Source organism: Micrococcus sp. HG099 (assembly GCF_024723355.1).
Classification (GTDB): Bacteria; Actinomycetota; Actinomycetes; order Actinomycetales; family Micrococcaceae; genus Micrococcus; species Micrococcus endophyticus.
Genome location: NZ_JANQCJ010000150.1, coordinates 1 through 4,453 on the forward strand (window position 1 = coordinate 1; position 4,453 = coordinate 4,453).

A 4,453-nucleotide genomic window follows, 5' to 3' on the forward strand; every position below is an offset into this window, starting at 1 on the left:
GCTCCACGGTGCCGGCCCGCACCTGCACGACGTCGGCCCCGCGGGCCCGGTTGACCAGGGCGGCGTTGGCGCGGCAGGCGGCCACGGCCCGCCGCTCCCGCTCCACGAGCAGCACGGACGCGGCGCCGCGGCTGGCGGCCTCGCAGCCCAGGGCGCCGGAGCCGGCGAAGAGGTCCAGCACGGCGGTGCCGTCGAGCCAGTCGCGGGCCTCGAGCCAGGAGAACAGGGCCTCCTTGGTGCGATCCGTGGTGGGGCGGGTGCCGGTGCCGGGCACGGACGTCAGCGGGCGTCCTGCGGCGGCGCCGGCGATGATGCGGGACATGGCTCAGCCCTTCTCGAGGTAGTCGGCGGCGGTGAGGTGCTCGGACTCCCAACGGGCCACCTCGGCGGCCAGCGCCGGGTGCGCGGACAGGCCCGGGCCCTCCGCCATGATGCGCCCGACGGCGTCCGCGGCCACGGCGATCAGCGGGGCGTCCCGCAGGACGTCCACGTGGCGCAGCCCCGAGGCGAGCCCGGACTGGGCGGCGCCGAGGACGTCGCCCACGCCGCGCGTGGCGAGGTCCTCCTGGGCGATCCGCATGCCGTCCTGCTCCTGGGCGAGGACCTCGAGGCGGCGCAGGGAGGGGTGCCCGTCCGGCAGGCGGGTGGCCAGCAGGCAGACGGCGGCGTCGGGGCCGCGGCCCACGCGGCCGCGCAGCTGGTGCAGGGTGGACAGGCCGAAGTCGTCCGCGTCCAGCACCGCCATGACGGTGGCGTTGGGCACGTCCACGCCGACCTCGATCACGGTGGTCGCCACGAGGACGTCCGTCTCCCCGCGGGCGAAGGCCTGCATGGCGGCGTCCTGCTCGGCCTGGTCCATGCGGCCGTGGACGGCCTCGATGCGCAGGCCGGCCAGCGCGGGCAGCGAGCGCAGGCGCGGGGCCATCTCCTCGACGTTGGCGTGCCCGGGGTCGGCGTCGTCCGGGTCGATGCGCGGGCAGACCACGAAGGCCTGGCGCCCGGCGGCGGCGTGCTCGGCGATCAGCTCCCAGACGCGGCCGATGACGCGCGGGCCGTGATCCATGCGCGCCACGTGGGTGGCCACGGGCTGGCGGCCGGAGGGCAGCCCCTCGAGCACGGACAGGTCCAGGTCCCCGAACACGGTCATGGCCACGGAGCGCGGGATGGGGGTGGCGGACATGACCAGCAGGTGGGTGCCGGGGTTGGACCGGCGCAGCGCCTCGCGCTGGTCCACGCCGAAGCGGTGCTGCTCGTCCACCACGGCCAGCGCGAGCTCGGCGAAGCCGATCTTGTCGGAGAGCAGGGCGTGCGTGCCGACGGCGATCCCGGCCTCGCCGGAGGCGAGCGCGAGCAGGGCCTCCCGGCGCGCCTGCGTCTTGAGGGATCCGGTGACGAGCACGACCTTCGTGGCCGGCCCGTCCCCCGCCCCGAGCGTGCCGGCCTCGGCCAGCGGGCCCATCAGGGCCAGCAGCGCGCGGTGGTGCTGGGCGGCGAGCACCTCGGTGGGGGCCACGAGGGCGGCCTGTCCGCCGGCGTCCACCACCTGGAGCATGGCGCGCAGGGCCACGAGGGTCTTGCCGGCGCCGACGTCGCCCTGGAGCAGGCGGCTCATGGGCGCGTCCCGGGCCAGCTCGGCGGCCAGCTGCTCCCCCACCTCGGCCTGGCCGGGGGTGAGGGCGAACGGCAGCCGGGCGTCGAGCGCGTCGAGCAGCCCCCCGGCCCGCGGCGGGCGGGGCACGGCGGGCACCGCGCGCTCCCGGTCCCGGCGCCAGGCCAGCGCCGCCTGGACCACGAGCGCCTCCCGCAGGGCGAGCGCCGTGCGGGCCGGGCCGGTGGCCTCCACCTCCTCGGGGGCGTGCAGGTCCCGGTAGGCCCGCGCGGTGTCCGGCAGGGGCGCGTCCAGGTCCAGGGCGGCGGCGGCCTCGGCCCGCAGCCGCGGGGTGAGCAGCTCGGGGATTCGGGTCAGGTCCACGTCGGCGAGGACGCGCGCCACGGCCGAGCGGACGGTCCACGAGGGCAGCTTCCCCGTGGCCCGGTACAGGGGCACCGGGCGCACGTCCACGTCCCCCGGAGCGACGTCGTCGTCCAGGAGGGCGAAGTCCGGGTTGTTCAGGGTGATCCGGCCGCGGTAGGCCGTGGTGCGACCCTGGAACATGGCGGTCATGCCCGGGGCGAGGCGGCGGCGGGCGTCGTGGCCGTTGAAGAACGCCATGGACAGGCTCGCCCCCGGCGCGCCGTCCGCGGCGGGGTCGGCCACGGTGACGTCCACGATGAAGCCGGGTCGGCTGTGCATGCGGCGCGTGGTGACGGACTCGACGTCGGCGACCACGGTGACCTCGGCGTCCCACGGCAGGGCCGCGATGGGGGTCAGCTCCCCGCGCTCGATCCAGCGCCGGGGCACGTGGTCCAGCAGGTCCCCCACCGTGGCGAGCCCGAGCTCCTTGTCCAGGCGCGCGGGCAGGCGCCCGTCGAGCACCTCGGACAGGGGCAGGTCGGTGACGCGGACCTCAGCGCCCATGGCACCCGTCGGCGTCGGGTCCGGCAGCGTCCCCGGACAGCTCGGTGACGGCGAGCCCCTGGACCTCCCCGGCGGCCCGCATCAGCTCCACGGCGTCGGCGGCGCGGGGCACGTGCACGTGCACGCGCCACGGCACCCGGCCGCGCTCGTCCCGCTCCGTGCCCACGGGGGCCAGGATCACGGAGTCCCCGGCCTCGGCGAGGCGACGGCGCAGGTCGGCCGCGGCGAGCGGGGTGAGCGCCAGGGTGCCCATCACCTCCACGGCGTCCTCGCCCGCGGGCTCGGGGCCGGGCCGCACGCCCTCCACGTAGCCGTGCAGCGCGGTGGCCAGCTCCTCGTCCGGGGCCGTGTCGGTGACGGCCGCGCGCAGCGCCTCCAGCACCCACAGCAGGCCCACGGCGCCGGCGTCCACCACCCGGGCCTGCGCGAGCGGGGCGAGCTGGGACTCCGTCTGCTCCACGGCCCGCAGGCAGTCGGCCATCATGGCCGTCACCGCCGGGCCCAGGCGCACGGCCGGGTCGACGTCCGCGGCCACCGCGGGGCTGTCCGGGGCCTGGGTGGCCGAGCGCGCCAGGCTGCGCGAGGCCGCGGAGAGCACGGTGAGGATGGTGCCCTCCCGCGGGTCGGACAGGGCCTGCCGGGCCGCGCGGTCCGCCGCCCCGAACGCGGCCGCCAGGGCGAACGCGTCCGCGCGGGCGCGCCCGCGCAGGGGCTCGGCCATCCCGGCCAGGGCCACCGCGAGCAGGGTGCCGGAGTTGCCACGGGCCGAGTCGAGCGCGGCCGCTCCGGCCCGGGCGAGGACCGCGCCGGCGTCGTCCTGCTCCGGGCACGCGTCGGCGGCCCGGCGGGCCGCGGCGAGGGTGGCGAGCATGTTCGTCCCCGTGTCCGCGTCCGGGACGGGGAACAGGTTGAGCGCGTTCAGGCGCGGGGCGGCCCGACCCACGAGGTCCTCCGCGAGGGCCAGCCAGCGCCGCACCGTCGACGGCCGGGTCTGCGTGGTCACGGGGCGACGGCCTCCCCCAGGGTGCCCGTGCGGATGCCCTCGCCCAGGCGGCCGATCGCGGCCCAGTCCGGCCAGACGACGTCCTGGCCGCCCTCCGTGTTCCCCACGCCCACCGAGGGCACCGTGCTGGTGCGGATCGGGGCGTCGCGGGCGTCGCGCAGGGACCAGGCCAGGGAGGCCAGGCGGCCCGAGTCCAGGGAGTCGTCCAGGGTGAGGAACGGGGCGAAGCGCGCCACGGAGTCCTGGATGCGGGCCGGGTCCGAGAGGGTGTCCCGGGACAGGAACCGGTCCACGATCGCCTTCACCAGGCGCTGCTGGTTCTCCACGCGATCGAAGTCGCTGCGCGGCAGGTTGTAGCGCTCGCGGGCGTAGGCCAGGGCCGTGTCCCCGTCCATGTGCACGGCGCCGGCCGGGAAGTCGACGCCGCCGGAGGAGGTGAAGGCCCTCGGGTTGTCCACGGTGACGCCGCCGAGGGCGTCCACCAGCCCCTTGAAGCCGGCCAGGTCCACGGCCACCACGTGGTCCACGCGGGCCTGGAACATGTTCTCCGCGGTCGCCACGGTCAGCGGGATCCCGCCGTACTGGTAGGCGGCGTTGACCTTGGCGTCGCCGTGGCCCGGGATCGGCACCCACATGTCGCGCATGATGGACATGACCTGGACCTCGCTGCGGTCCCCCGGCACGTGCACCCACATGAGGGTGTCCGAGCGGCCGTCGTCCCCGCGGCCCTCCGCGCCGGCGTCCTCGCCCACGAGCAGCACGTCCAGGGCCTGCCCGTCCACGGCCTCGTCCGCGTCCGGCGCCACGGGGCCCTGCACCGCGGCGTCCGCCTGAGCCTCGACGACGGCGGGGTCCATCCCCGGCGGCGGCGCGGTGGGCGCGAGCGGGGCCGCGGCGGGCTCCCCGCCGCCCTGGCCCGGTCCGCCCTGGCC

The 4,453-nt window shown here is 77.6% G+C and carries 4 protein-coding genes; all 4 read right to left on the reverse strand.

Going from position 1 to position 4,453, the window contains the following annotated elements; translation table 11 throughout:
• Positions 1–322 (reverse strand): RsmD family RNA methyltransferase (locus NWP10_RS10560; protein ID WP_258300871.1); only part of this gene is annotated, 322 nt, incomplete at its 3' end.
• A 3-nt stretch (positions 323–325) separates the two neighbouring features.
• Entirely contained in the window at positions 326–2,518 is a 2,193-nt protein-coding gene (locus NWP10_RS10565) for an ATP-dependent DNA helicase RecG (protein ID WP_258300872.1), read from the reverse strand.
• Entirely contained in the window at positions 2,508–3,521 is a 1,014-nt protein-coding gene (locus NWP10_RS10570) for a DAK2 domain-containing protein (protein WP_258300873.1), read from the reverse strand. Before NWP10_RS10570 ends, NWP10_RS10565 begins: the two co-directional genes overlap by 11 nt.
• Positions 3,518–4,453, reverse strand: a 936-nt coding sequence (locus NWP10_RS10575) for an LCP family protein (RefSeq protein ID WP_258300874.1), incomplete at its 5' end; no start/stop codon positions are given. The genes NWP10_RS10570 and NWP10_RS10575, both read right to left, overlap by 4 nt.